The 23,996-nt window shown below is 75.7% G+C and carries 20 protein-coding genes and 2 pseudogenes; 13 read left to right on the top strand and 9 right to left on the bottom strand.

Annotation, left to right across the window (positions count from 1 at the left end):
• Window positions 1-132 precede the first annotated feature (132 nt).
• Together ACVMYR_RS17385 and yczE are read right to left on the bottom strand one after the other, a co-directional pair.
• Window positions 133-594: a hypothetical protein gene (locus tag ACVMYR_RS17385; RefSeq protein ID WP_043967350.1), complete on the bottom strand. Its 462-nt coding sequence runs from the start codon at window positions 592-594 to the stop codon at window positions 133-135.
• A gap of 85 nt (window positions 595-679) precedes the next feature.
• Entirely contained in the window at window positions 680-1,348 is a 669-nt protein-coding gene (gene yczE, locus ACVMYR_RS17390) for a membrane protein YczE (RefSeq protein WP_353901152.1), read from the bottom strand.
• Window positions 1,349-1,406: 58 nt separating this feature from the next.
• Here yczE and yczR point away from each other — a divergent pair, with 58 nt between their 5' ends.
• Both yczR and ACVMYR_RS17400 read left to right on the top strand, forming a co-directional pair.
• Window positions 1,407-2,864, top strand: coding sequence for a MocR-like transcription factor YczR (gene yczR / locus ACVMYR_RS17395; RefSeq protein ID WP_077939075.1), 1,458 nt, complete (start codon window positions 1,407-1,409; stop codon window positions 2,862-2,864).
• 78 nt (window positions 2,865-2,942) lie between these two features.
• Complete coding sequence (locus ACVMYR_RS17400; RefSeq protein WP_457122218.1) at window positions 2,943-4,247, top strand: low temperature requirement protein A; 1,305 nt, start codon at window positions 2,943-2,945, stop codon at window positions 4,245-4,247.
• A gap of 115 nt (window positions 4,248-4,362) precedes the next feature.
• Here ACVMYR_RS17400 and ACVMYR_RS17405 read toward each other — a convergent pair whose 3' ends face one another.
• The 3 genes from ACVMYR_RS17405 to ACVMYR_RS17415 all read right to left on the bottom strand — a co-directional run bounded on the left by ACVMYR_RS17405 (window position 4,363) and on the right by ACVMYR_RS17415 (window position 8,020).
• Complete coding sequence (locus ACVMYR_RS17405; protein WP_457122219.1) at window positions 4,363-6,189, bottom strand: AMP-dependent synthetase/ligase; 1,827 nt, start codon at window positions 6,187-6,189, stop codon at window positions 4,363-4,365.
• Between the two features lie 125 nt (window positions 6,190-6,314).
• The gene (locus ACVMYR_RS17410; protein ID WP_077939080.1) at window positions 6,315-7,262 is read right to left on the bottom strand and encodes a terpene synthase family protein; all 948 of its coding nucleotides are present in this window, start codon (window positions 7,260-7,262) and stop codon (window positions 6,315-6,317) included.
• Window positions 7,263-7,390: 128 nt separating this feature from the next.
• The gene (locus ACVMYR_RS17415) at window positions 7,391-8,020 is read right to left on the bottom strand and encodes a TIGR03085 family metal-binding protein (RefSeq protein WP_077939095.1); all 630 of its coding nucleotides are present in this window, start codon (window positions 8,018-8,020) and stop codon (window positions 7,391-7,393) included.
• A 149-nt stretch (window positions 8,021-8,169) separates the two neighbouring features.
• Between ACVMYR_RS17415 and ACVMYR_RS17420 the strand changes: the two genes are divergently transcribed.
• The 3 genes from ACVMYR_RS17420 to ACVMYR_RS17430 all read left to right on the top strand — a co-directional run bounded on the left by ACVMYR_RS17420 (window position 8,170) and on the right by ACVMYR_RS17430 (window position 12,684).
• Entirely contained in the window at window positions 8,170-10,047 is a 1,878-nt protein-coding gene (locus ACVMYR_RS17420; RefSeq protein ID WP_457122220.1) for an ABC transporter ATP-binding protein, read from the top strand.
• Window positions 10,044-11,819 (top strand): ABC transporter ATP-binding protein, encoded by a 1,776-nt coding sequence (locus tag ACVMYR_RS17425; protein ID WP_457122221.1) that lies wholly within the window; start codon window positions 10,044-10,046, stop codon window positions 11,817-11,819. Before ACVMYR_RS17420 ends, ACVMYR_RS17425 begins: the two co-directional genes overlap by 4 nt.
• A gap of 112 nt (window positions 11,820-11,931) precedes the next feature.
• On the top strand, window positions 11,932-12,684 hold the full coding sequence (locus ACVMYR_RS17430; protein WP_043969311.1) for a DUF2470 domain-containing protein: 753 nt from the start codon (window positions 11,932-11,934) through the stop codon (window positions 12,682-12,684).
• Window positions 12,685-12,775: 91 nt separating this feature from the next.
• Here ACVMYR_RS17430 and ACVMYR_RS17435 read toward each other — a convergent pair whose 3' ends face one another.
• The 3 genes and pseudogenes from ACVMYR_RS17435 to ACVMYR_RS17445 all read right to left on the bottom strand — a co-directional run.
• Window positions 12,776-13,375, bottom strand: coding sequence for a TetR/AcrR family transcriptional regulator (locus ACVMYR_RS17435; RefSeq protein ID WP_396787873.1), 600 nt, complete (start codon window positions 13,373-13,375; stop codon window positions 12,776-12,778).
• Window positions 13,376-13,393: 18 nt separating this feature from the next.
• Window positions 13,394-14,149 carry an ABC transporter permease gene (locus tag ACVMYR_RS17440; protein ID WP_077939082.1) on the bottom strand — a complete coding sequence of 252 codons (756 nt, stop codon included), beginning with the start codon at window positions 14,147-14,149 and terminating at the stop codon, window positions 13,394-13,396.
• Between the two features lie 86 nt (window positions 14,150-14,235).
• Window positions 14,236-14,955, bottom strand: a pseudogene (locus tag ACVMYR_RS17445) (ABC transporter ATP-binding protein); the annotation flags it as partial.
• A gap of 702 nt (window positions 14,956-15,657) precedes the next feature.
• Here ACVMYR_RS17445 and ACVMYR_RS17450 point away from each other — a divergent pair.
• The 4 genes and pseudogenes from ACVMYR_RS17450 to ACVMYR_RS17465 all read left to right on the top strand — a co-directional run.
• Window positions 15,658-15,981, top strand: a pseudogene (locus ACVMYR_RS17450) (phosphoribosyl-AMP cyclohydrolase); the annotation flags it as partial.
• A gap of 204 nt (window positions 15,982-16,185) precedes the next feature.
• On the top strand, window positions 16,186-16,620 hold the full coding sequence (gene hisI / locus ACVMYR_RS17455; protein WP_043969313.1) for a phosphoribosyl-AMP cyclohydrolase: 435 nt from the start codon (window positions 16,186-16,188) through the stop codon (window positions 16,618-16,620).
• On the top strand, window positions 16,617-18,170 hold the full coding sequence (locus tag ACVMYR_RS17460; RefSeq protein ID WP_077939084.1) for an anthranilate synthase component I: 1,554 nt from the start codon (window positions 16,617-16,619) through the stop codon (window positions 18,168-18,170). Before hisI ends, ACVMYR_RS17460 begins: the two co-directional genes overlap by 4 nt.
• 37 nt (window positions 18,171-18,207) lie before the next feature.
• Window positions 18,208-18,825, top strand: coding sequence for a Trp biosynthesis-associated membrane protein (locus ACVMYR_RS17465; RefSeq protein WP_457122222.1), 618 nt, complete (start codon window positions 18,208-18,210; stop codon window positions 18,823-18,825).
• Window positions 18,826-18,938: 113 nt separating this feature from the next.
• Here ACVMYR_RS17465 and ACVMYR_RS17470 read toward each other — a convergent pair whose 3' ends face one another.
• Window positions 18,939-19,196 carry a hypothetical protein gene (locus ACVMYR_RS17470; RefSeq protein ID WP_043967379.1) on the bottom strand — a complete coding sequence of 86 codons (258 nt, stop codon included), beginning with the start codon at window positions 19,194-19,196 and terminating at the stop codon, window positions 18,939-18,941.
• 521 nt (window positions 19,197-19,717) lie between these two features.
• On the opposite strand from ACVMYR_RS17470, the gene trpC reads away from it, so the two are divergent.
• The 4 genes from trpC (at window position 19,718) to lgt (ending at window position 23,996) form a co-directional block, all read left to right on the top strand.
• Window positions 19,718-20,581 (top strand): indole-3-glycerol phosphate synthase TrpC, encoded by an 864-nt coding sequence (trpC, locus tag ACVMYR_RS17475; protein WP_077939086.1) that lies wholly within the window; start codon window positions 19,718-19,720, stop codon window positions 20,579-20,581.
• Between the two features lie 71 nt (window positions 20,582-20,652).
• Window positions 20,653-21,888, top strand: coding sequence for a tryptophan synthase subunit beta (trpB, locus tag ACVMYR_RS17480; RefSeq protein ID WP_091278303.1), 1,236 nt, complete (start codon window positions 20,653-20,655; stop codon window positions 21,886-21,888).
• A gap of 3 nt (window positions 21,889-21,891) precedes the next feature.
• Entirely contained in the window at window positions 21,892-22,695 is an 804-nt protein-coding gene (gene trpA, locus ACVMYR_RS17485; RefSeq protein WP_043967383.1) for a tryptophan synthase subunit alpha, read from the top strand.
• 161 nt (window positions 22,696-22,856) lie between these two features.
• Complete coding sequence (gene lgt / locus ACVMYR_RS17490) at window positions 22,857-23,996, top strand: prolipoprotein diacylglyceryl transferase (protein WP_457122223.1); 1,140 nt, start codon at window positions 22,857-22,859, stop codon at window positions 23,994-23,996.

A 23,996-nucleotide genomic window follows, 5' to 3' on the forward strand; every position in this document is an offset into this window, starting at 1 on the left:
ACCGGGTGATCCGGCCCCGCCCGTCGGGGCCGGGTGATCCGGCCCCGCCCGTCGGTGCCGGGCCGAGCCACCGCAGTGCGACCCCGTGGCGGGCCACCAGGCCCGTCGACACCCGGCGTCGCGCCTCGCCCGTCAGTGCCGCCCGGAGTGGCCCTCCGGCGAGCGGCGCGGGGCCGGGATCGAGCGGACGGCGTACTCCTGCACGGCGGCGGCGTGCTCGTCCTCGGGGAGGGTCCAGTCGGCGCTGCCCGGGGCGTGCCGTCGGCTCAGCACGCCCTGCACGGTGTCGACGGCCGTGGCCAGGCCGGCGCTCGGGCGGGAGCGCCAGAGCTTCTCCCCGTCGGGGGTGAGCCGGAACCAGCCGTCGGTGACGCTGACCAGGCCGGCGCCGACGAGCCGGCGGACGGCGGTCTCCACCTCCTGCCGCTCGGGGATGGCGTGGTTGAGGTGGTCGGCTGTGGAGAGCACGTCAGCGAGCCGGACGCCCTCGGGGCGCCGCGTGGACGCCGCCCTGCGGTGCCGGCCGGCACCGTTGGCGATCACCAGCGAAACGAAGATCCAGGCGTCGGTCCAGCGCCATCCGCTCTCCCCCATGCAGGAATGATGCCGTGCGCCGCCGCCGGAGGAAACACCTACTTTTCCGGTACGGGTGTCACCGCAGCTCAGCGCGGTTACGTGGTCACGGTCCGGCGGGGCGCGGCCCGGCGACCCCCACCTCGACCGGTCCCGCCCCGGCCGGTTCCGCCTCGACGGTGAACATCGGCAGGAACAGTTGGGCCAGCGGCCCGATGGTGAGGGCGTACGCGACGGTGCCGACGCCGACGGTGCCGCCGAGCAGCCAGCCGAGGGCCAGCACGGTGACCTCGATGACGGTGCGGACCAGCCGGACCGACCGTCCGGGGCGGCGCGCCACGTACCCGGTCATCAGGCCGTCGCGGGGGCCGGGGCCGAGCCGCGCGCCCAGGTAGAGGGCAGTGGCGGCGCCGTTGGCGACGATCCCGACGACCAGCAGCGCCGCCCGCGCCGCCAGCGGGGCCCCGCCGGGCAGCAGGGCCAGGGTGGCGTCGACCACGAGGCCGATCACCAGCACGTTGCTGACCGTGCCGAGGCCCGGTCGTTGGCGCAGCGGGACCCACAGCAGCAGTACGAGCGCGCCGACGGCGATGGTGACGGTGCCGAACGACAGGCCGGTCCGGCGGGCGACGCCCTGGTGGAAGACGTCCCACGGGTCGAGGCCGAGGCCGGAGCGGATCATCAGCGCCATGCTGACGCCGTAGAGGGTCAGGCCCGCGTAGAGCTGGACCAGCCGTCGGACGGGCCGGTGCCGCAGATTGCCAATTGCCACCATGCATGCCACCCTAGGTGCCAATCCGGCGGTGGGGAGAGCCAATATCGGGAGGGTGGCCATGACAAGTCAGGTGCGTGGGGCCCAATTGGCTCGGCTCCTCGGGCAGTGGCACGCCCTGCCGGGCCGCCGGCGCAGCCCCGACTACGCCGCGCTCGCCGGCGCCGTCCGGGGGCTGCTCGCCGACGGCCGCCTGCCCCTGGGGGTACGCCTGCCGGCCGAGCGGGAGCTGGCCGAGGCGCTGCGGATCAGCCGGACCACGGTGACCGCCGCCTACCGGCAGTTGCGGGAGAGCGGCCACCTGGCCAGCCGCCGGGGGGCGGGCAGCTGGACGATGCTCCCGGGCACCCACCGGGTGGCCAGCACCGGCCTGTGGACCCCGCTGGACGACCGCGACATGATCGACCTCGGGGTGGCCGCGCTGGCCGCGCCGCCCCAGCTGCTGCCCGCCGCCCGGGCCGCCGCCGAGGACCTGCCCCGCTACCTGGGCGGGGCCGGCTACCACCCGACCGGCGTCATCGAGCTGCGCGAGGCGGTCGCCGCCGGCTACACGGCGCGGGGCCTGCCCACCTCACCCGACCAGATCATGGTCACCAGCGGCACCCAGCACGCGCTCGACCTGGTGCTGCGGCTGGCCCTGGCACCCGGGGGCAACGTGCTGGTCGAGTCGCCGACGTACCCGAACGCCCTCGCCGCCCTCGCCGCCCGCCGGGCCCGGATCACCACCCACGGGCTGGCCACCGACGCCGCCGGCTGGGACGCCGACCTGCTGCTGGGCAGCCTGCGTCAGGGGCGGCCGAAGTTGGCGTACCTGATCCCCGACTTCCAGAACCCGACCGGGCACCTGATGCCGGCCGAGCTGCGTGAGCGGGTGGTCGCCGCGGCCCACGCGGCCGGCACCGACCTGGTGATCGACGAGTCGTTCGTGGACCTGCCGCTGGACGGCACCGAGCTGCCCCCGCCCGTCGCCACGTTCGACCGGCACTCCCGGGTGATCTCCATCGGCGGGATGAGCAAGCCCTACTGGGGCGGCCTGCGCATCGGCTGGGTCCGCGCGTCCGCCCCGCAGGTGCAGCGGCTGGCCGCCGCCCGGGTCGGGGTGGACATGGCCAGCCCGGTGCTCGACCAGCTCGTCGCGGTCCACCTGCTCGCCGACGCGCCGGCCATCGTGGCCGCCCGCCGCACCCAGCTCGCCGCCCAGCGCGACGCCCTGACCGACGCGCTCGCGCGCCGCCTGCCCGACTGGCGGGTCACCGCGCCGCGCGGCGGGGTGACGCTCTGGGTGGAGCTGGACGGGCCGATCTCCAGCGCGCTGGCCCGCGCCGCCGAGGAGGTCGGCGTACGGCTGGCGCCCGGCCCCCGGTTCGGCCTGGACGGCACCCTCGAACGCTTCCTGCGGCTGCCGTTCACGCTGCCCGCCGCGGACCTGGCGGAGGCCGTCGGCCGGCTCGCGGCGGTCCGCTACGACCTGGACCGCGCCAGCCGCCCGCGCTGGCAGGAGCCGGCGGTCATCGCCTGACCCGGCCGCCCGCCCGCGCGGTCCACCGATCCGGCCGAACCCGGCTGCCCGGCGGCCCCGGGTTGGAAGACTGCGGGGGTGGGCAACGCGGGATGGTCGCTCGGGGTACGCCCCGGCGCGCCCGGCTCGCGCACCACCCGGCTGGAGCTCTTCTACGACCTGGTCTTCGTCTACGCGTTCCTCAACGTCACCACGCTGACCGTGTACTACCCGAGCCCCGTCAACCTGTGCCGCTGCCTGCTCGTGCTCGGGCTGCTGTGGTGGTGCTGGACGGGCTTCGCCGGGCTCGGCAACGCGATCCGCGCCGACCAGGGGGTCCTGCCGCTCGTCGGCTTCGTCACGATCGCCGCGACCTTCCTGCTGGCCCTGAGCATGCCGGGCGCGTTCACGGACCGGCCCGGCGGGCTGAACGGCCCGTTGGTCTTCGCGAGCTGCTACTTCCTGGTCCGCGCCTCGCAGCTCGCGGTCTTCGGCTGGGTGGCCCGGGGCGACCCGGTGCGGCTGCGGCGCTGGGCGTGGCTTGCCGGGCTGCCGGTGGTCGCGGCGGCCCTGCTCGTCGCGGCCGCGCTGGTGCCGCCGCGGATCGCCCACGACGGCACGGCGACGGCCCTGCAGCTGGCCTTCTGGGCCGCCGCGCTGACCCTGGAGTACGTGGCCGGGACGAGCCTCGGCGGCGCGTACTGGGTGGTGGTGTCGGCGGGGCACTGGGCGGAGCGGCACGCCCTGATGGTGCTGATCGCGCTCGGCGAATCGATCATCGCGTTGGGGCTGGGCTCGAAGTTCGTCACCGGCCTGCCGCTGACCTGGCCGGTGGTGGTTGCCGCGGTGACCGGCATCGCGATCGCGGCGACGCTGTGGTGGGCGTACTTCGACGTCCTGGCGCTCGCCGTCGAGCAGGCGCTGCACCGGGCCCGCGACCCGGTGGCGCGGGCCCGGCTGGCCCGGGACGCGTACACGTACCTGCACCTGCCGATCGTCACCGGGGTGATCTTCTTCGCCCTCGGGATCAAGGACCTGCTCGTCGAGGCGGCGGACCCGACCTCGCCGGCCTGGGGCGAGCCGCTGGGCGCGTTCTGGATCCTCGTGCTCTACGGCGGGGTCGGCCTCTACCTGCTCAGCCTCGTCGCCTGCGGGCTGCGGGCGCTGCGGGTGCTGCGCTGGCCGCCGGTGGTCGCGGTGGCGCTGCTGGCCCTGCTCTCGCCGCTGGCCGCCCGGATCGGGGCCCTGCAGGCGCTGCTGCTGCTGGGGGCGGTCTGCGTGGCGCTGGTCGTGGTGGAGACCCGGGGCGAGGGGCGCCGCCGGCACCGGGTCCGCCAGTTGGCGCTGGCGGAGCAGACGGAGGCCGAGGCCGAGGCGAGCCGGTGGCGCGCCGAGCACCTGTGAGTCCCGACCGCGCCCGTCGGCGTCACGCGGCGACCGGCGGCCGTGCCCCGGGACGGTGGGGCACGGCCGCCGGTGGGTCGGCGCCGCGTGGGCGGGGACCGCCGAAGGAGGCGGCTCAGATCTCGGCGAGGCTGCCCTCGTACATCCGGTCGATCTCGGCCGCGAAGTTGCTCTCCACGCCCCGGCGCTTGATCTTGAGGGACGGGGTCATCTCGCCGTCCTCGATGGTCAGGTCGCGGGGCAGGACGGTCACCTTCTTGATCGTCTCCCAGCGGTTGAGCTTGGCGTTGAGCTGGGCGACGTACTCCTCGACCATGGCCCGGGCCTCGGCGGAGGCGGCGATCTCGGCGTAGCTGCGCCCCTCCAGCGGGCCACCGGCCGCCCAGCCCCGGATCGCATCCGGGTCGAGACTGACCAGCATCGTGCAGTAGTTGCGGGCCTGACCGATGACGACCGCCTGCGACGTGTACGGGCACAGCGCCTTGAACATGCCCTCGATGTGCGAGGGGGCGACGTACTTGCCGCCGGAGGTCTTGACCAGGTCCTTCTTCCGGTCGGTGATGCGCAGGTAGCCGTCGTCGTCGAGGCTGCCGATGTCGCCGGTGCGGAAGAAGCCGTCCTCGGTGAACGCGGCGGCCGTGTCCTCGGGGAGGTGGTGGTACCCCCGCATGACCGGCCGGCCCCGGACCAGGATCTCCCCGTCGGTGTCGATCCGGCACTCCAGGTCGCCCATCGCCCGGCCGACGGTGCCGATGCGCAGGCCGCCGGGCGGGTTGACGAAGTTGCCGGCGCTGCTCTCGGTGAGGCCGTAGCCCTCGGAGATCGGCAGGTTGGCGGCGGCGAAGAAGGTGGCGATCTCCTTGCTCAGCGGCGCGGCGCCGGAGACGAGCACCCGGATCCGGCCGCCGAGGCGGGCCTGGAGCTTGCTGAACACCAGCTTCTCGGCCAGCGCGTACCGCAGCCTCAGCCCGGCGGGGACGGGCCGGCCGGCCTGCTCCAGCGCGACCTTCTCCTTGCCGACCCGCACCCCCCAGGCGAAGATCTTCGCCTTCGCGCCGCCGGCGTCCTGCGCGGTGGTGACCGCCTTGTTGTAGACCTTCTCGAAGACGCGGGGCGCCCCGCACATCAGCGTCGGCCGCACGACGGCCAGCAGCTCGACCAGCTTGTCGACCCGGCCGTCGACGTAGGTCGGCAGGCCGACGTGGGTCGCGCCGCAGAGCAGGGTCTTACCGAACGAGTGGGCCAGCGGCAGCCACAGGTACTGCAGGTCGTCTTCGCGCAGCAGCCCCACCTCGGCCTGCGCCACGCCCTCCCAGCACCAGCCGCCGTGCAGCAGCTCGACGCCCTTGGGCCGCCCGGTGGTGCCGGAGGTGTAGATGAGGGTGGCCAGGTGGTCGGGCCCGAGGTCGGCGGTCAGGCGCTCGATCAGCTCCGGGTCGTCGGCCAGGGTCCGGGTGCCCCGCTCCTCGAGCTCGGCGAGGGTCAGCTGCGGCACGGCCGCCGCCGGGTCGGGCGTGCCGTCGAAGAGCACCACGTGGGTCAGGGCCGGCAGCGTCGCGCCGGCGAGCTTGGCGGCCTGGGCCGGGTTCTCCGCGAACAGCACCCGGGACCCGGAGTCGGCGACGATGTACGTGGCGTCCTCGGGCTCGGTGGTCGGGTAGACGGTGGTGGTGGCGCCACCCGCGCACATGATGCCGAAGTCGGCGAGCACCCAGTCGAGCCGGGTGCTCGACAGGATCGCCACCGGGTCCTCGCGGCCGACACCGAGCCCGTGCAGCCCCGCCGCGACCGCCCGGGCCCGCTGCCCGACCTGGGCCCAGGTCAGCCAGACCGGCCCGGAGTCGTCGGGGGCGGGGTGGGCGAACGCGGGGCGGTCGGGGGTGGCCGCCACGCGCTTGAGGAACATGTCGGGGATGGAACGGTACGGTACATCGAGAGACATCGCTGTAGCCGCCTTCAGGGGTGGAGGCGTGACGGGGGTCACGTCGTTTGCGGTTACCGAAGGGTATTGCCTGCACCGCGCATCGGCTAGTCCTCGCGGCGACCCGCCGGGGCCCCCGGGGTGGATCAGGCGTACCGGGCGGCCCGCAGCGACCAGTCGTAGGTGGCCCGCACCCAGTTGCGGCGGGCCGCCAGGAACGAGCGCAGCGCCGGGTCGTCGTCGGCGTCGCCCAGGGCCGCCTCCCGCTCGGCGTAGCACGCGAGGGCCCGGTTGAACCGCTCGGCGGCGGCCCGCAGCGCCGCCGGCTCGCCCCGGCCGGTCTCGGCCGCGATTGCGCTGACCAGGTTGTGCGCGTCCGGCCCCGCCCGGTTCTCCTTGCCGTACGAGAACAGGTCGTTGCACCAGCAGACCAGGTCCGCCGCCAGGGTCTCGACGTCGACGAGCGCCGGCTCGACGCGGCGGTCCGCCTCCGGCGGCGCGTCGTACGCGAGGTCGGTCAGGGTGAACGCGGGATGCACCGCCCCGGTGTGCCGGCGCAGCGAGACGTACTCGGCCACCCCGGGCACCCGGCCGTGCTCCCGGTTCGCCGCCTCCCACAGCAGGGCCAGCAGGTAGTCGCGCAGCTGGCCGACGAAGCGCAGCAGCAGCGGCGGGTGCCCGTGGGCCCGGATCCGCCGGCAGAGGTCGTCCAGGGCGGCGCCCAGCGGACCGCCGGCGGGGCTGGGGCCCGGGGCGCCGTGCCGGTCCAGCACGTCCAGCAGGTCGGCGACGACCGGGGCGAGCCGGGTGGGCGCGTCGCCGAGCCCGTCGTCGTCGCAGGCGTCGTCGACGACGAAGAGCCAGGTGATCAGGTCGGTGAGCAGCCGCAGCCGGTCGGCGGGCGCGTCCGGGCAGGTGCGACCGGCCAGCTCGGCGGCGGCGGCGTGCCGCAGCCGGTGCATCCGGCGTCCGTTGGTGATCAGGCCGAATGCCTGCGCCCAGCCCAGGCTCTGCGCGGCGGCCAGATCGGTGCCGGCGTGCCGGCACGGGGGAAACGGTGGCTCGTCCAGGGCAGAGACCGCGAAGCTCCGCACGTCACCCCCTGCCGGGTCGGGCCACCCCGGGTGGGGCGACCGGCCGAGGGTACGCCAGATGAATAGATATTCATAGTTCGGTCGGGAGCCCGCCCCGCGCCGTCGAGTGACCGTTCCTGCACAGCCGGTCAGATGCCGAGCTGGGCGGCCCGGAGCCGGTCCACCGCCGCCGCCGGCCCCTCCACCTGCACCCGCGAGACCCGCTGCCGGCCGGTGAGGAAGAGCACCAGCTCGCCCGGCGCGCCGACCACGCGGATCCGTGGCCCGCCCCGCCCCGCCGACAGCGCGCCGTGCCCGGGCGCCTGCACCAGCAGGTCGGCCGGGAAGCGGCGCAACGCCAGCCGGCCGAGCACCGAGGCCCGCCGCCACAGCACGGCGTCCAGCCCGGCCGGCAGGTCGCGTGGACCCCACCCCGCCCGGGCCCGCCGGACGTCCTCGTGGTGGATGTAGAACTCCATCGTGTTGACCAGCTCGTCGGTGACGGGGTTGCTCAGCGGGCTCCACAGCGGCGGCCGGCGCACCTGCGCCACCAGCTCGTCGAAGGGCCGCGCCGCGACCCGCAGGCGCACCCGTTCGGCGTACCCGCGCAGCGGCGGCAGCGCGATCCCCCCGGCGGCGTCCGGCCGCCGCTCCCGCACGACGACGTGGGCGGCGAGGTCCCGCACCGACCAGCCCTCGTTGACGGTCGGCGCGTCCGGACCCAGGTTCTGCATGAGGTCGGCGAGCGCCTCGCGCTCCGACCGGGCGTACCGCGGCATGGCCCGATCGTAGGCCGGTCCGCCGCGGTCGGCTCGTCGTGCGGGGACGCCGCCCGACGTGATCGCCGACATACCCGTTCCGGGACAGCGTGGCTGGACCGGTCCGGTAAGGATGAGGGAGATAATTGCAACTTACGGCGGGGGAGAGCGTGACCAGCAGGACAAGTCGGGACGTGCTCCGCAGAGGGCTGTTCGTGCTCGGCCGGGCGATCCGGGAGCAGCCCCGGATCTTCGCGGTGGCGGTCAGCGGCAGCGTGTTGTTCGGCGGGCTGGTGATCGCCAGCGCGTACGTTGTCGGGGCGGTGGTCGGCGACGTCGTGGTGCCGGCGATCGCGCGCGGGTCGGTGGGCATCGCGGCCCTCGCCCTCGCCGCCGGGGCGCTGTTCGGCATCAGCGTGCTGCGGGTGGTCGGCATCTTCGGCCGCCGGCTCGGCGCGGGCTACATGCAGTTCCGGCTCCAGGCCGCCTACCGCCGGCAGGTGACCCGCCGCTACCTGGAGCTGCCGCTGTCCTGGCACCAGCGCAACGCCACCGGCACCCTGCTGTCCAACGCCAACTCCGACGTCGAGGCGGCCTGGTACCCGATCGCCCCGCTGCCCTTCGCCGTCGGCACCGTGGTCATGCTGGTCGGCGCGATCGCCTCCCTGTTCGTCACCGACTGGGCGCTGGCCCTGGTCGGGCTCGCGGTCTTCCCCGCCCTGTTCGCCCTCAACGTGGTCTACTCCCGCCGGATGGCCCCGCGCCAGGCCCGCGCCCAGCGGCTGCGCGCCGAGGTCAGCGGCATCGCCCACGAGAGCTTCGACGGCGCCCTGGTGGTCAAGACCATGGGCCGCGAGGCGCAGGAGACCGCCCGGTTCGCCGCCCGCGCCGGCGAGCTGCGCGACGCGCTGATCTCCGTCGGCCGGCTGCGCGGCGTCTTCGACCCGATGCTGGAGACCCTGCCCAGCCTCGGCACCCTCGCCGTGCTGGTGGTCGGCGCGTTCCGCCTCCGGCAGGGCGCCATCGGTGTCACCGACCTGGTCAGCGTGGCCTTCCTGTTCACCGTGCTGGCCTTCCCCGTGCGGGCCATCGGCTGGGTGCTGGCCGAGCTGCCGCGCAGCGTCGCCGGCTGGGACCGGGTGCGCCGGGTGCTCGACGCCACCGGCGAGATGCCGTACGGCGACGTCACGCTCGACCCGGCCGACCCGACGCCGGCCACGCTCGCCTTCGCCGACGTCGGCTTCGCCTACGAGCCCGCCGAGGCGCACCTGCCCGGCGCCGAGGTGCTCGGCGAGGTCACCTTCACCGTGCCCGCCGGGAAGACCGTGGCCCTGGTCGGGTCCACCGGCTCGGGCAAGTCCACCATCGCCGCGCTGGCCGTGCGGCTGGTCGACCCGCACACCGGCACGGTCAGCCTCGACGGCGTCGACGTCCGCCGGCTCACCGCCGCCTCGCTGGCCGGCACCGCCGCCCTGGTCGCCCAGGTGCCGTTCGTCTTCGACGACACCGTGCGGGCGAACATCGCGCTGGACCGGCCCGGCGTCGCCGACGACGACGTCTGGGCCGCGCTGCGGCTCGCCGAGGCCGACGGCTTCGTCGCCGCGCTCCCCGAGGGGCTCGACACGATGGTCGGCGAGCGGGGCACCTCGCTCTCCGGCGGGCAGCGGCAGCGGCTCACCCTGGCCCGGGCCCTCGCCGGGCGGCCCCGGCTGCTGGTCCTCGACGACGCCACCAGCGCGGTCGACCCGAGGGTGGAGGCGGCCATCCTCGCCGGGCTGCGCGCGCCGGCCGCCGGCGGCCCCGCCGCCTCGATCCTGGTGGTGGCCTACCGGCGGGCCACCATCGCGCTCGCCGACGAGGTGATCTACCTGGAGCGGGGCCGGGTGGTCGCCCGGGGCACCCACGCCGAGCTGCTCGCGACCGTTCCCGGCTACGCCGACCTGGTCACCGCCTACGAGCAGGCCGAGGCCGACGGCGAGCAGCAGCCCCGCCCGTACGACGAGGTCGCCCCGTTGACCTCCGGCCTGGAAGTCGAGGTGGACCGGTGAGTGTGGTGGAGGCCGAGCAACCGGCGGAGAACACCTGGCGCACGCTGCGGCGGGGCCTGGCCCTCTCGCCCGAGCTGCGCACCGGCCTGGCCGGCACCCTCGCGTTGGCGCTGGTCTACATGGTGGGCCGGGTCGCCGTCCCGGTCGCCGTGCAGCAGGGCATCGACGAGGGCATCGTCGGCGGCCTCGACCTCGGCGTGGTGTGGACCGTCGTCGCGGTGACCGCCGCCGTGCTGGTGGTGACCACCACCTGCGGCTACCTGATGATGCGCCGGCTGTTCACGGTCAGCGAGACGGCCCTGGCCAACGTGCGCACCCGGGCGTTCCGGCACGTGCACGACCTGTCGATGCTGCACCAGCAGTCCGAGCGGCGCGGCTCGCTGGTCTCCCGCGTCACCAGCGACGTCGACCAGATCACCCAGTTCCTCCAGTGGGGCGGGGTGATCCTGATCGTCAACCTCGGCCAGCTCGCGGTGACGACGGCCGTCATGCTGGCCTACTCCTGGCAGTTGACCCTCGTGGTGCTCGCCGCGTTCGCGCCGGCGGTGCTGGTGATCCGGCAGCTCCAGCGCCGCCTCGCCGGGGCGTACGGGACGGTCCGGCAGCGGATGGGCACCCTGCTCGGCACGATCGGCGAGAGCGTCGTCGGCGCGCCGGTGATCCGGGCGTACGGGATCGCCGGGCGGACCGCCCGGCGGCTCGACGCGGCGATCGAGGGGCAGCAGCGGGCCCAGCAGCGGGCCATCCGGATCAGCATCCTGGGCAGCTCCGTCGGGGAACTGGCGGCCGGGCTGGCGCTGGCCGGCGTCGTCGTGCTCGGGGTGCTGCTCGGCGTGGACGGCACCCTGTCTATCGGGCAGCTCACCGCGTTCCTGTTCCTGGTCACCCTGTTCATCCAGCCGGTGCAGATCGCCACCGAGGTGCTCAACGAGGCGCAGAACGCCATCGCCGGCTGGCGGCGGGTGCTCGACGTGCTCGACGTCGCCCCGGACGTGGCCGACCCCGGCGAGCAGGGCCGGGACCTCCCGGCGGGGCCGCTGGACATCCGCTTCGCCGGGGTCGGCTTCGCCTATCCGGGCGGGCCGCCGGTGCTGCACGACGTGACCCTGGACATCGCGGCGAAGAGCCGGGTCGCCGTGGTGGGCGAGACCGGCAGCGGCAAGACCACGTTCGCGAAGCTGCTCACCCGCCTGATGGACCCGACCGCCGGGGCGGTGCTGCTCTCGGGCGTGCCGCTGACCGAGGTCCGGTTCGCCTCGCTGCGCTCCCGGGTGGTGATGGTGCCGCAGGACGGCTTCCTGTTCGACGCCACCGTCGGGCAGAACGTCCGCTTCGCCCGGCCGGAGCTGACCGACGCGGAGCTGACGGCCGCGTTCACCGAGCTGGGGCTGGCCGACTGGCTGGCCGGGCTGCCGGCGGGGCTGGACACCCCGGTCGGGGAGCGGGGCGAGGCGCTGAGCGTGGGGGAGCGGCAGCTCGTGGCGCTGGCCCGGGCGTACGTGGCGGACCCGGACCTGCTGGTGCTGGACGAGGCGACCAGCGCGGTGGACCCGGCGACCGAGGTGCGCCTGCAGCGCACCCTGGACGCGGTGACCCGGGGCCGGACCACCCTCGCGATCGCCCACCGGCTCTCCACCGCCGAGGCCGCCGACGAGGTGATCGTGGTGGACCGGGGCCGGATCGTGCAGCGCGGGCCGCACGACGAGTTGATCCGCGACCCCGACTCGGTCTACGGCCTGCTGCACGCCTCCTGGCTGGAGCAGACCCGCTGACCGGCCCGGACGGGCGAACCGGCGGTGCGGTGGACGCGGGGGCGCGCATGGTCTACCGTGCTGCTTAGGTAAGCCTAACCTTCGGAGGTGGGTCATGCGCCCCAGTCCCGCCCTGCGCCCCACGCCCGCCGAGACCGTCCGGACGCTGGTCGCCGGCCGGCTCCCGGCCCTGGTCCACCTGGCCCAGCGGCCCGGCCCGTACCACGTCCGGCACGCCACCGACGCCGACGGGCGGGTGCTGCTCCTCGTCGGCGTGCACAGCGACCTGGCGGCGGCGCTGCCCCGGGGCGCGGGCGCCGACGTCGCCGTGGCGCTGGACGTGCTCGACCTGCCGCCGGCCGCTGGCGCCCCGTCGCTCGGCCGGGCCTGGGTCTCCGGGTGGGCCGCCGCCCTGCACGGCGACGAGGCCCGCCAGGCCACCCTGGACTTCGCCGAGGTGGACCCGACCGGCGACCTGCTCGACGTGGGCACCCGCTTCCGGCTGTACCGCTTCGAGGTGGCCGAGGCCCGCCTGGAGCGCCCCGACGGGCTGCTGCGGATCGACCCCGTCGCGTACGCCGAGGCGGAGCCGGACCCGCTGCACCCGGTGGAGCCGGAGCTGCTCACCGAGCTGGCCGTGCACCACGGCCGGGAGATGGCCGCGTACGTCCGGCGTCAGCTCGGCCTGGTCGAGTCCGGCCCCGACGGCCCGCCCCGCGTGGTCCGCGTCGACCGGTACGGGCTGCTGGTCTCCCTCGGCCGGCCCGGCGCCCGGCGGCGGGCCCGGCTGGCCTTCCCGCGCCCGGTGGCCGACCACCGGGAGCTGGCCCGGCTGCTGCACCCGATGCTCTGCCAGCACCCGCGCTCCGCCGCCCCCCGCGGCTGAGCGCACCGTGCCGCCGTGGGGCGCGCGGGCCGCGCCCGGTGGGTGAGCGGGGTACCCCGCTCTACCGAATGCGTTAACAAGGGGCCCTTCCTTACCCCAGCTCACCGCGCAGATAGCGCTGGACGGTCGGGCCCACCGCCGCGACCAGGGTCTCCGGCGGGGCGGAGGCGACCGGCTCCAGCCGCACGACGTGCCGCATGAGGGCCAGCCCGACCAGCTGGCTGGCCACCAGCGACCCGCGCAGCGGCAGCTCGGCCGGGTCGACGTCGAGGTGGTGCAGGACCCGGCGCAGCACCTGGGTGACCAGGAACTCGCGCAGCAGCCGGGCCGTCCACTCGTTGCTCACGGCCGAGCGCAGCAGCGCCACCGCGGCGGTGCCGGCCGGGGAGTCCCAGACGCCGAGGAAGGTGCGCACCAGCCGCTCACCGACGCCGTCGGCGTCGCCGGCCAGCACCCGGGGCAGCAGCTCGCCCGGGTCGAGCGGGGCGCCCATCGCGGCCAGGAAGAGCTGGTCCTTGCCGCCGAAGTAGTGGTGCACCAGCGCCGGGTCGACCCCGGCCGCGGCGGCGATCGACCGGATCGAGGCCGCGTCGAAGCCCCGCTCGGCGAACGCGGCACGCGCCGCGTCGAGGATCGCCTCGCGGGTGCCCGGGTTGCCGGGCCGCCGCCCGGTGCGTCGCGCCGTCGCCATCCGCGCCCCGCCCGCGCGTCAGCCGCTGCGGCGGCGCAGGGTGGCCGCGGCCAGCGCCAGCGCCAGCACCACCGCCCCGGCCACCACCCCGAGGTCGCGCCACATGGTGGCCGTCGGCTCGGCGTGCGCGCCGACCTCCTGCAACGCCTCGACGGCGTACGACAGGGGGAGCGCGTCGCTGACCGCCTGCAACCAGCCGGCCATCTCGTCGCGGGCGACGAACAGCCCGCACAGCAGCAGCTGGGGGATCACCACGACGGGCATGAACTGCACGGCCTGGAACTCGGTGCGGGCGAAGGCGCTGCAGAACAGGCCGAGGGCGACGCCGAGCACCGCGTTGACCACGGCGATCACGATCACCAGGGCGCTGCTGCCGGCGGTGGTCAGCCCGAACACCCAGTACGCCACCGCCGAGGCGATCGCGGCCTGGCCGGCGGCGGCGAGGCCGAACGCGATGCCGTAGCCGAAGAGCAGGTCGAGCCGGCCCAGCGGGGTGGTGAGCAGCCGCTCCAGGGTGCCGGAGGTGCGCTCGCGCAGCATCGCGATGCTGGTCACCAGGAACATGATCACGAAGGGGAAGACGCCGAGCATCACCAGGGCCACCCGGTCGAACATGCTCGGCTGGCCGGGCGGGGTGGGCTGGTCGGCGTACATGTAGTAGACGAGCGTGAGCAGCAGGGCCGGCACCAGCACCAGCAGGGCGACGGTGCGCCGGTCGTGCCGCAGCTGGCGCAGGACGCGGCCGGTGGTGGCGGCCAGGATGCGCGCGTTCACGACGCCGCCCCCTCGCCGGCTGCCCGCCCGAGGCCGTCAGCCTGCCCGCCGCCCGCTCTGCCGCCGCCCGGCCCGCCGTCGTCCTGCCCGGCGGCCGCCTCGCTGGCCCGGATCAGGCGCAGGAACGCCTCGTCGAGATCGTCGACCCCGGCGGCGGCGCGGACCGCGTCGGGGGTGTCGTCGGCGACGAGCCGGCCCTCGCGGATCAGCAGCAGCCGGTCGCAGCGGGCGGCCTCGTCCATCACGTGGCTGGACACCAGCAGGGTCGTCCCGGCGGCGGCGAGGGCGTGGAACCGGGCCCACAGGTCGGCCCGCAGCACCGGGTCCTGCCCGACCGTCGGCTCGTCGAGGACGACCAGCTCCGGCTCGCCGACCAGGGCGCAGGCCAGCGACGCCCGGCTGCGCTGCCCGCCGGAGAGGGAGCCGACGAGCTGGCCGGCGGCGTCGGCCAGCCCGACGTCGGCCACGGACCGGTCGGCCTCGGCCCGGCCCCGGCCGTGCAGGGCGGCGAAGTAGCGGGCGTTCTCGGCGACGGTGAGGTCGGCGTAGACGCTGGGCGCCTGGGTCAGGTAGCCCACCCGGCTGCGCAGCGCCGGGGAGCCCGCCGGCCGGCCGAGGACGGTCACCGAGCCCGAGCGGACCGTCTGCACCCCGACGACGGCCCGCATGAGGGTGGTCTTGCCGCTGCCGCTGGGCCCGAGCAGGCCGGTGACGGCGCCGCGCGGCACCGTGCATGTCACGCCGTGCAGCACCCGGCGTCGGCCCCGGTCCACGACCAGGTCGCGGACCGCGATCGCGTGGTCCATCGCCACCCCCTGGGAAGTAATTCATCACCTGATGAACTCCACGCTAGGTGAGGGAGGGGGTCGCCCGCAACGGTCGCCGCCCGGCCGGGCGGTACTGCCACCGAGCCGGGCGGTACTGCCGCCGCGACGGGCGGGGCGGCCGGCCGGAGTCGGGGTGCCGCCGGGCGGCGGCGAAAGGTACCCCGAGGCAGGAAAGAGAACCCTCGGGCACTAGCCTTCGGACCGGGGCGTCAGCCTTCTGACCGGACAGCCCGTCCGGCATCGGGCATTGCGCCCCGATCGGGCGTACGGCACGATGGCGCGGTGGGTCACTCTGCGTCACCGGAAAGTGGATTCCTCGACGACTGGGCCGCCCGGCTGCGGCAGGCGGCCGAGCGCCCCGTCGTCGGCATCCTGCTGCGGGGCAGCCACGCCCGCCGGGCCGCCACGGCGCACAGCGACGTCGACCTCGACGTGCTGGTCGCCGACGCCACGCCGGGCCGCCCGGCCGGGCCGCCGATCAACGCCCCGTACGCCGCCCGCCGCGCCTACCTGGCCGAAACCGGCGGCCGGCTCACCCACGTCTCGGTGGCGGTCCGCGACGTCCGCTCCTGGCTGGAGCGGCTCGCCCAGCCGGCCGAGTGGGCGTTCGGGCTGCCGGTCACCGCGCCGATCCGGCTGCTCTGGGCCGACGAACGGTGGCGTGCCCGCATCGACCTGCCGGTGCTCTGCCAGCCCGCCGACGAGCCCCGGCTGGAGGAACTGATCGCCACGCTCGGTAAGGTCGCCGGGGCCCGGGCCCGGGGTGACCACCTCGGCGTCCGGCTGGCCGCCGCCGACCTGGCCCGGCTCTGCCCGTCCGTGCTGCGGCTGGCCAACCCGTCGGTACGGGTGGTGTCCCGCCGGGCGGCGTTCGCCGCCGCCCTCGACCTGCCGGTCGCCCCGCCCGGATACCGCGACGACATGCTGCTCTGCCTCGGCGTGCGCCCCGGCTCCGTCGGGCAGCTCTGGGCCGCCGCCGGGCGGCTGGTCACCGGCACCGTCCCGCTGGTCCGCCCGTATGCCGAGGAGATCGCCGCCGTCGCCGGCACGGACCTCGCCGAGGCCCTGTCCGACGGGCGGCTGGACCGCTACCTCGCGCAGCTCACCGGCGGGCCCGTACCGGCGCGGGCCCGCGTGCCCGAGCCGGCGCCGGGTGCCCGCCGGGAGCCGTCGCCGGTGCCGTCGCCGCGTGCGGGAGAATGGCTGACTGTGCCCGTACCTGACGCGCCGGTGACCGGCGCCAACGCCCCCAGGACCCCGGCGGCGACGCCCGGCCCGGCCCGCCCGTCCCGGCTCGACCCGGCCGTCGCCGCGCGGCTGCGCCGCACCCCCGACGGTCTGGTGGCCGCCGTGGTGCGCCAGCACGACACGGGCGAGGTGCTGATGGTCGCCTGGATGGACGACGAGGCGCTGCACCGCACCCTCACCACCGGTCTGGCCACCTACTGGTCGCGCAGCCGGCAGGAATACTGGGTCAAGGGGGCCACCTCCGGCCACCTCCAGCACGTCCGCTCGGTCGCGCTGGACTGCGACGGCGACGCGCTGCTGGTCAGCGTCGACCAGGTCGGCGCGGCCTGCCACACCGGCGAGCGCACCTGCTTCTTCACCGAGCTGCCGGTCACCACCACCGGGGGGCAGGCATGACCGACGGCGTCGTCAGCCCCGACCAGGTCACCTTCGCCGACCTGGCGGCCCGCTGGCGGGTCGTCCCGGTCACCCGGCGGCTGCTCGCCGACGCGGAGACCCCGGTGGGCGTCTACCGCAAGCTGGCCGGCGGCCCCGGCACGTTCCTGCTGGAGTCCGCCGAGCAGGGGGCCGGCTCGGCGGGGATGGCCTGGTCGCGATACTCGTTCATCGGGGTGCGCAGCAGCGCCACCCTCACCGAGCGCGACGGCGTGGCGGGCTGGACCGGCCAGCCGCCGGCCGGGCTGCCCTCCGGCGGCGACCCGGTCAAGGTGCTGCGCGAGACCGTCGAGGCCCTCGCCGGCCCGGCCTGGGACCCGGCCAGCGGCATGCCGCCGCTGACCGGCGGCATGGTCGGCTACCTCGGGTACGACCTGGTCCGTCGCTTCGAGCGGCTGCCCGAGCTGACCGAGGACGACCTCGGCCTGCCCGAGCTGGGCATGATGCTCGCCACCGACCTGGTGGTCCTCGACCACTACGACGGCTCGGCGATCCTCATCGCCAACGCGGTGCTCCCGCCGGCCGACGAGCCGGGCCGGGACGCCCTGGTCGCCGCCGCCTACCACCACGCGGTCGGCCGGCTGGACGCGATGACCACGGCGCTGTCCCGGCCCATCCCGCCGATGATCTCCACGGTCGACCGGCCGGCCGTCGGCGACGTGGTCAGCCGCACCGACGCGGGCGGCTACCCGAAGGCCGTCGAGGCGGCCAAGGAGGCGATCCGGGCCGGGGAGTGCTTCCAGATCGTGCTGGCCCAGCGCTTCGAGCGGCCCACCGACGCCGACCCGCTGGACGTCTACCGGGTGCTGCGCACCACCAACCCGAGCCCGTACATGTACCTGCTGCGCTTCGACGGCTTCGACGTGGTCGGCTCGTCGCCCGAGGCGCACCTGAAGGTCAACGCCGGCCCCGACGGCCGCCGCCGCGCGCTGCTGCACCCGATCGCCGGCACCCGCCCGCGCGGCGCGACGCCGGACGCCGACGCCCGGCTCGCCGCCGAGCTGCTCGCCGACCCGAAGGAGCGCTCCGAGCACGTCATGCTGGTCGACCTGGGCCGCAACGACCTGGGCCGGGTCTGCCGCCCGGGCACCGTCCAGGTGCCGGAGTTCGCCACCATCGAGCGGTACAGCCACGTCATGCACATCGTCTCCACCGTGGTCGGGGAGTTGCGCCCGGAGCAGACGGCGTTCGACGCGCTGGCCGCGACCTTCCCGGCCGGCACCCTGTCCGGCGCGCCGAAGGTCCGGGCCATGGAGATCATCGAGGAGCTGGAGCCGGTCCGGCGCGGCCTCTACGGCGGCACGGTCGGCTACTTCGGCTTCGGCGGGGACCTGGACATGGCGATCGCCATCCGCACCGCGCTGATCCGCGACGGCCGCGCGTACGTGCAGGCCGGAGCGGGGGTGGTGGCCGACTCCGACCCGGCCGCCGAGGACCGGGAGACCCGCGACAAGGCCGCCGCCGTGCTCGCCGCCATCGCCGCCGCCGAGACGCTGCGGCCCGCCCGATGAGCGCGGCGGGGCGGCGCGTCGTGGCGCCGGGCGTCGGGTGGCCGCGGTGACCGGGCCGGCGACCGACCGGGAGACCTCCGAGGCCGGCGCGCCGGCCGCGCGGGCGCGCCGTGAGCTGACGTACGCGGTGCTGCTCTGCCTGGCCGGCGCGGGCCTGGCGCTGTGGGCGTCGACCCGGACGTGGGCGGTGGAGCTGGCCGCCCGGCCGGCGCCGCTGCCCCCGGTGCGCGCGGCCCGCACCGGGGCGGGGCTGCTGCCCTGGCTGCCCGCGCTCGCGGTGGTCGGGCTGGCCGGGGGCGGCGCGGTGCTGGCCACCCGGGGGCTGCCGCGTCGGCTGGTCGGCGTCCTGCTGCTGGCGCTCGGGGCGGCCGTCGCGGTCGGCGGCGGCTACGGCCTGGTGGCCGCGTTCGACGGCACGGTGAGCCGGCAGTGGCCGGCGTTCTGCCTGGTCGGCGGCCTGCTCGCCGCCCTCGGCGGCGGCCTCGTCGCGCTGCGCGGCGCGGGCTGGCCGGCGATGGGGGCGCGTTACGAGCGCCCGGGTCGACGCGGCGCGGGCCCCGCCCCGGCGGAGGCCGCGGCCGGCCCGGTGACCGGGCGGCGCACCACCGAGGCGTGGGACGCGCTGGACCGGGGCGAGGACCCGACGGCCGACTGACCGGCGAACGCCGTCCGCGTCGGGCGCGAGGGCGAGGGCCCACTGTCGAACCGGCCGGCCGGCGAACCGACTGGCCGGCGGCCTCGCGGCCGGGGCCGGCCCGGCGGCCGGGGTCAGCCGACCGGCTGGCGGTCCCGCGTCGCGGCGCGGGCGGCGGCCAGCTCGGCCACCAGGCGGTCCAGCTCGGCGCGCTGGTGGGCACGGGCCCGGTCGGCGCAGACGGCCTCCCAGGCGTTGCCGCGTGCGGTGCGCACCCGGGCGTCGCCCACGACGGCCCGCTCCAGGGTGTGCACCACCCCGACGGCCAGCGACGCCACGGTGCGGGAGATGGTGGTCAGTCCGATGGTCGGGTTGGGCCCGGCAGTGCTCATCTGGTCACCCCACGCGAGATCGTTCCGACGGCTCGGGCGGCTGCTCGCCGCGGCCGCCCGATGGGCCGCAGGCAGGCCCCTCGTCGAGTCTGCCCGAGCTCCACGGTGCCCGGCTCACGTTTCGCCGTGGTCACCGCCACGTCAACTGTCCGCCGGATCCGTCCACCTGGGCAGGGCCGTTCAGCCTTGAGCTTCGTCACAACATCGACCGGCGTGCGCGCGGTCGCCGGCCGGCGCGCGTGCGGGTCGCCGGCCGGTCGCGCCGGTGGGCACCGGGCGGCGTGCGCGCGGCGCGGCGCCGACGGACAATGATCCGATGAAGATGGGCGATCATCGATGGCCTGGTGGGCGGTGGTGTCACCGCGATCGATGCGGGAGATCGCGCTCGGTGATCCACCGTTCACCGGAAGTCGGCCATTATGCCGCAGCCCATCTCGTGAGGAGCGCCATACCCCCGGCACGTGCTGCCAGGTGGCGCCCCCTAGCATCGGCCCATGACACCCGGAGAGGGGAGTCCGTTGGTGACTGCTGAGCATGCGCACGCGGAGGGGGACGGGGTCGGTCCGGCGGCGTCCGGAAGCGTCCTCGACGAGATCCTGGCCGGCGTCCGCGAGGACGTCGCCCGGCGGCAGGAGCAGGTTCCGCTGGAGCGGATCCGTGAGCTCGCCGCCGCCGCGCCGCCACCGCTGGACGCGTACGCGGCCCTGCGCCGACCCGGCGTGGCCGTGATCGCCGAGGTGAAGCGTTCGTCGCCGTCCAAGGGCCAGATCGCCGAGATCGCCGACCCGGCCGTCCTCGCCGCCGACTACGCCGCCGGGGGTGCGCGGGTCATCAGCGTGCTCACCGAGGGGCGCTGGTTCGGCGGCTCGCTGGACGACCTGGCCGCCGTCCGGGCCGCGGTCAAGGTCCCCGTCCTACGCAAGGACTTCGTCGTCTCCAGCTACCAGGTGCACGAGGCCCGCGCGCACGGTGCCGACCTGGTCCTGCTGATCGTGGCCGCGCTGGAGCAGAACGCGCTGGTCGGGCTGCTGGAGCGGATCGAGTCCCTCGGCATGTGCGCGCTGGTCGAGGTGCACACCGAGGAGGAGGCCGACCGGGCCATGGAGGCCGGCGCGCAGGTGATCGGGGTCAACGCCCGCGACCTGCGTACCCTGGAGGTCGACCGGTCGGTGTTCGAGCGGATCGCGCCCGGCCTGCCCAGCAACGTCGTCAAGATCGCTGAGTCCGGCGTGCGTGGCCCCCACGACCTGATCCGCTACGCCTCGGCCGGCGCCGACGCCGTGCTCGTCGGCGAGGGCCTGGTCACCCACTCCAGCCCCCGCGAGGCGGTGGCCGCCCTGGTCAACGCCGGCAACCACCCGGCGACGCCCCGCCCGGCACGCTGAGCCGCGCCGGGCGTCCCGCCCGGCGCGCTGAGCAACCCGGGGCGAGAAGTCAGCAGCGAGAGGACACCGCCATGAGCGCCACCGAACCGGCCCCGGCCGGTCAGCTCCCCGACGCCGCCGGTCACTTCGGCCGGTTCGGCGGCCGGTTCGTCCCGGAGGCGCTCGTCGCGGCGCTCGACGAGCTGGACGCCGCGTACCGCAAGGCGATGTCCGACGAGTCGTTCCGCGCCGAGTTCGACGCGCTGCTGCGCGACTACGCCGGCACCCCCTCGCGGCTCTACCCGGCGCACCGGTTCTCCGCGAAGATCGGCGCGCAGGTGCTGCTCAAGCGGGAGGACCTCAACCACACCGGCGCCCACAAGGTGCGCAACGTGCTCGGCCAGGCGCTGCTGACCAAGCGGATGGGCAAGCGGCGGGTGATCGCCGAGACCGGTGCGGGCCAGCACGGCGTGGCCACCGCGACGGCCGCCGCCCTGTTCGACCTCGAATGCGTGGTCTACATGGGCGAGGTCGACACCCAGCGGCAGGCGCTCAACGTGGCCCGGATGCGGATGCTCGGCGCCACGGTCGTCCCGGTCACCACCGGCTCGCGCACCCTCAAGGACGCGATGAACGAGGCGATGCGGGACTGGGTGGCCAACGTCGACGAGACGCACTACCTCATCGGCACGGCCGCCGGCCCGCACCCGTTCCCCGAGCTGGTCCGGGACTTCGTCCGGGGCATCGGCGTCGAGGCCCGCGCGCAGTGCCTGGAGGCGACCGGCGCGCTGCCCGACGCCGTGGCGGCCTGCGTCGGCGGCGGTTCCAACGCGCTGGGCATCTTCCACGCCTTCGTGCCCGACGAGGGCGTGCGGCTCTACGGCTTCGAGGCCGGCGGGGAGGGCGTGGACACCGACCGGCACGCGGCCAGCATCACCGGCGGCACGTCCGGCGTGCTGCACGGCGCCCGCACCTACGTGCTGCAGGACGCCGACGGGCAGACCGTCGAGTCGCACTCCATCTCGGCCGGCCTGGACTACCCGGGCGTCGGGCCGGAGCACGCGTGGCTGCACGACAGCGGCCGGGCGAACTACCTGCCGGTCACCGACGCCGAGGCGATGGCCGCGTTCGAGCTGCTCTGCCGAACCGAGGGGATCATCCCGGCGATCGAGAGCGCGCACGCCCTCGCCGGCGCGCGCAAGATCGCCCCGGGGCTCGCCGCCGAGCTGGGCCGGGAACCGGTCATCCTGGTCAACCTCTCCGGTCGTGGCGACAAGGACGTGCACACCGCCGGCGAATACTTCGGCATCCTCGACAAGGAGCAGTGACTCGTGAGCCGCATCGGGGTCGCGTTCGACAAGGCCCGGGCCGACGGGCGGGCCGTGCTGGTGGGCTGCATGCCGGCCGGCTTCCCGACCGTCGAGGGCAGCATCGCCGCGATGACCGCCATGGTCGACGCCGGCGTGGACGTCATCGAGGTGGAGATCCCCTACTCCGACCCGGTGATGGACGGCCCGGTCATCCAGAAGGCCAGCGACATCGCCCTGGCCGGCGGCGTACGCACCGCCGACACGCTGCGCATCATCGAGGCCGTCGCGGCCACCGGCGCGCCGGTGGTCACCATGACCTACTGGAACCCCATCGAGCAGTACGGCGTCGACGCCTTCGCCCGGGACCTCGCGGCGGCCGGCGGCACGGGCCTGATCACCCCCGACCTGATCCCCGACGAGGCCGACGAGTGGCTGGCCGCCTCGGACGCGCACGGGCTGGACCGCACCTTCCTGGTCTCCCCGTCGTCGACCGACGCGCGGCTGCGGATGACCGTGGAACACTGCCGGGGCTTCGTCTACGCCACCGCCATCATGGGCGTCACCGGCGCCCGGTCGCAGACCTCGGAGGCCGCGCCGATCCTGGTCTCCCGGCTGCGCGAGGTGACCGACCTGCCGGTCGGCGTCGGGCTCGGCGTCGGCACGGGCGCGCAGGCCGGCACCGTCGCCGGGTACGCCGACGGCGTGATCGTCGGCAGCGCGCTGATCCGCTGCCTGCTCGACGCGCCCGACCCGGCCGCCGGCCTGACCGCCCTGCGGGCGCTGAGCGCCGAGCTTGCCGAGGGCGTCCGCCACCCGCAGCGCTGATCCGCCCCGCCCCCGCGCCGCCCCCCGTCCGGCGTCGCTCGTGCGCGCCGTGCGGGGTGAGAAGGGAACCCTTCTCTACCGTATGCGTTAACAAGGGGCCCCTCCTTGCAACCCGGCCCGGGGTGCCGGTCGGGCGGTGGGCGGCGGTAGCGTGTGCACCCGTGACCCTCGTCTCCACGATCCCCCAGGCGGCCCTGCCGAGCCCCAGCACGGCCGTCTGGCAGCTCGGCCCGCTGCCGCTGCGGGCGTACGCGCTCTGCATCATCGCCGGCATCGCGGTGGCCTGCGTGGTCACCGAGCGCCGGCTGCGCCAGCGCGGCGTCGCCCCCGGCGCGGTGCTCGACATCGCCGTCTGGGCGGTGCCGACCGGCATCATCGGCGCTCGGATCTACCACGTGATCACCTCGCCGGAGAAATACTTCGGCGCGGGCGGCGAGCCGCTCAAGGCGTTCGCCATCTGGGAGGGCGGCCTCGGCATCTGGGGCGCGGTGGCCGGCGGTGCGCTCGGCGCATGGATCGCCGCCCGCCAGCTCGGTATCCCGTTCGCGGTGGTGGCCGACGCGCTCGCCCCGGGGCTCCCGCTCGCGCAGGCGGTCGGCCGGTTCGGCAACTGGTTCAACAACGAGCTCTACGGCGGCCTGACGACCCTGCCGTGGGGGCTGCGGGTGCACGACATGGACCCGCGCAACCCGGGTCACGCCAAGGTCGTCGACGGCGAACCGGTGCTGCTGCCGGGGCTCTACCATCCGACGTTCCTCTACGAGGCGCTGTGGAACGTCGGCGTCGCCGCCCTGGTCCTCGTCCTCGACCGGCGGCTGCGGCTGGGCCGGGGGCGGGCGTTCGCGCTCTACGTGATGGGCTACACGGCCGGCCGGTTCTGGATCGAGCTGATGCGCACCGACGAGGCCAACCACATCCTCGGCCTCCGGCTCAACGTCTGGACGGCCGCGCTGGTCTTCGTCGGGGCACTGGTCTACTTCCTGCGGGTGCGCGGGCCCCGCGAATACCTCGTCCCGGTGGGCGGCTCCGCCCCGGAGCCGGCCCCGACCGGGGGCGACGTGTCCCAGCTCGACCTGTCCGAGCGGGAGGCCGGCGCGCGGGCCGCCGCCCCGGAGGGCTACCGGGTGGTGAGCGAGGAGCAGTTCCGCGCGTACCGGGAGACCGGGGTCGTCCCCGACGACCCGGCCGCGGCCGGCCCCGACGCGGCGGGCGACGCCGATCGGGACGAAGACGGAGCCGACGAGACGGACGACGAGGCGGCCGGGGCCACCGGCACCCGCGCCGCCGACCGCGAGAGCTGA

The organism is Micromonospora sp. PTRAS2 (genome assembly GCF_054052245.1).

Excerpts from the sequence above, each read along its gene's own strand:
- ACVMYR_RS17385 (WP_043967350.1), bottom strand. The coding sequence starts at position 594 with ATGGGGGAGAGCGGATGGCGCTGGACCGACGCCTGGATCTTCGTTTCG.
- yczE (WP_353901152.1), bottom strand. The coding sequence starts at position 1,348 with ATGGTGGCAATTGGCAATCTGCGGCACCGGCCCGTCCGACGGCTGGTC.
- yczR (WP_077939075.1), top strand. The coding sequence starts at position 1,407 with ATGACAAGTCAGGTGCGTGGGGCCCAATTGGCTCGGCTCCTCGGGCAG.
- ACVMYR_RS17405 (WP_457122219.1), bottom strand. The coding sequence starts at position 6,189 with ATGTCTCTCGATGTACCGTACCGTTCCATCCCCGACATGTTCCTCAAG.
- ACVMYR_RS17415 (WP_077939095.1), bottom strand. The coding sequence starts at position 8,020 with ATGCCGCGGTACGCCCGGTCGGAGCGCGAGGCGCTCGCCGACCTCATG.
- ACVMYR_RS17435 (WP_396787873.1), bottom strand. The coding sequence starts at position 13,375 with ATGGCGACGGCGCGACGCACCGGGCGGCGGCCCGGCAACCCGGGCACC.
- ACVMYR_RS17460 (WP_077939084.1), top strand. The coding sequence starts at position 16,617 with ATGACCGACGGCGTCGTCAGCCCCGACCAGGTCACCTTCGCCGACCTG.
- ACVMYR_RS17470 (WP_043967379.1), bottom strand. The coding sequence starts at position 19,196 with ATGAGCACTGCCGGGCCCAACCCGACCATCGGACTGACCACCATCTCC.
- trpB (WP_091278303.1), top strand. The coding sequence starts at position 20,653 with ATGAGCGCCACCGAACCGGCCCCGGCCGGTCAGCTCCCCGACGCCGCC.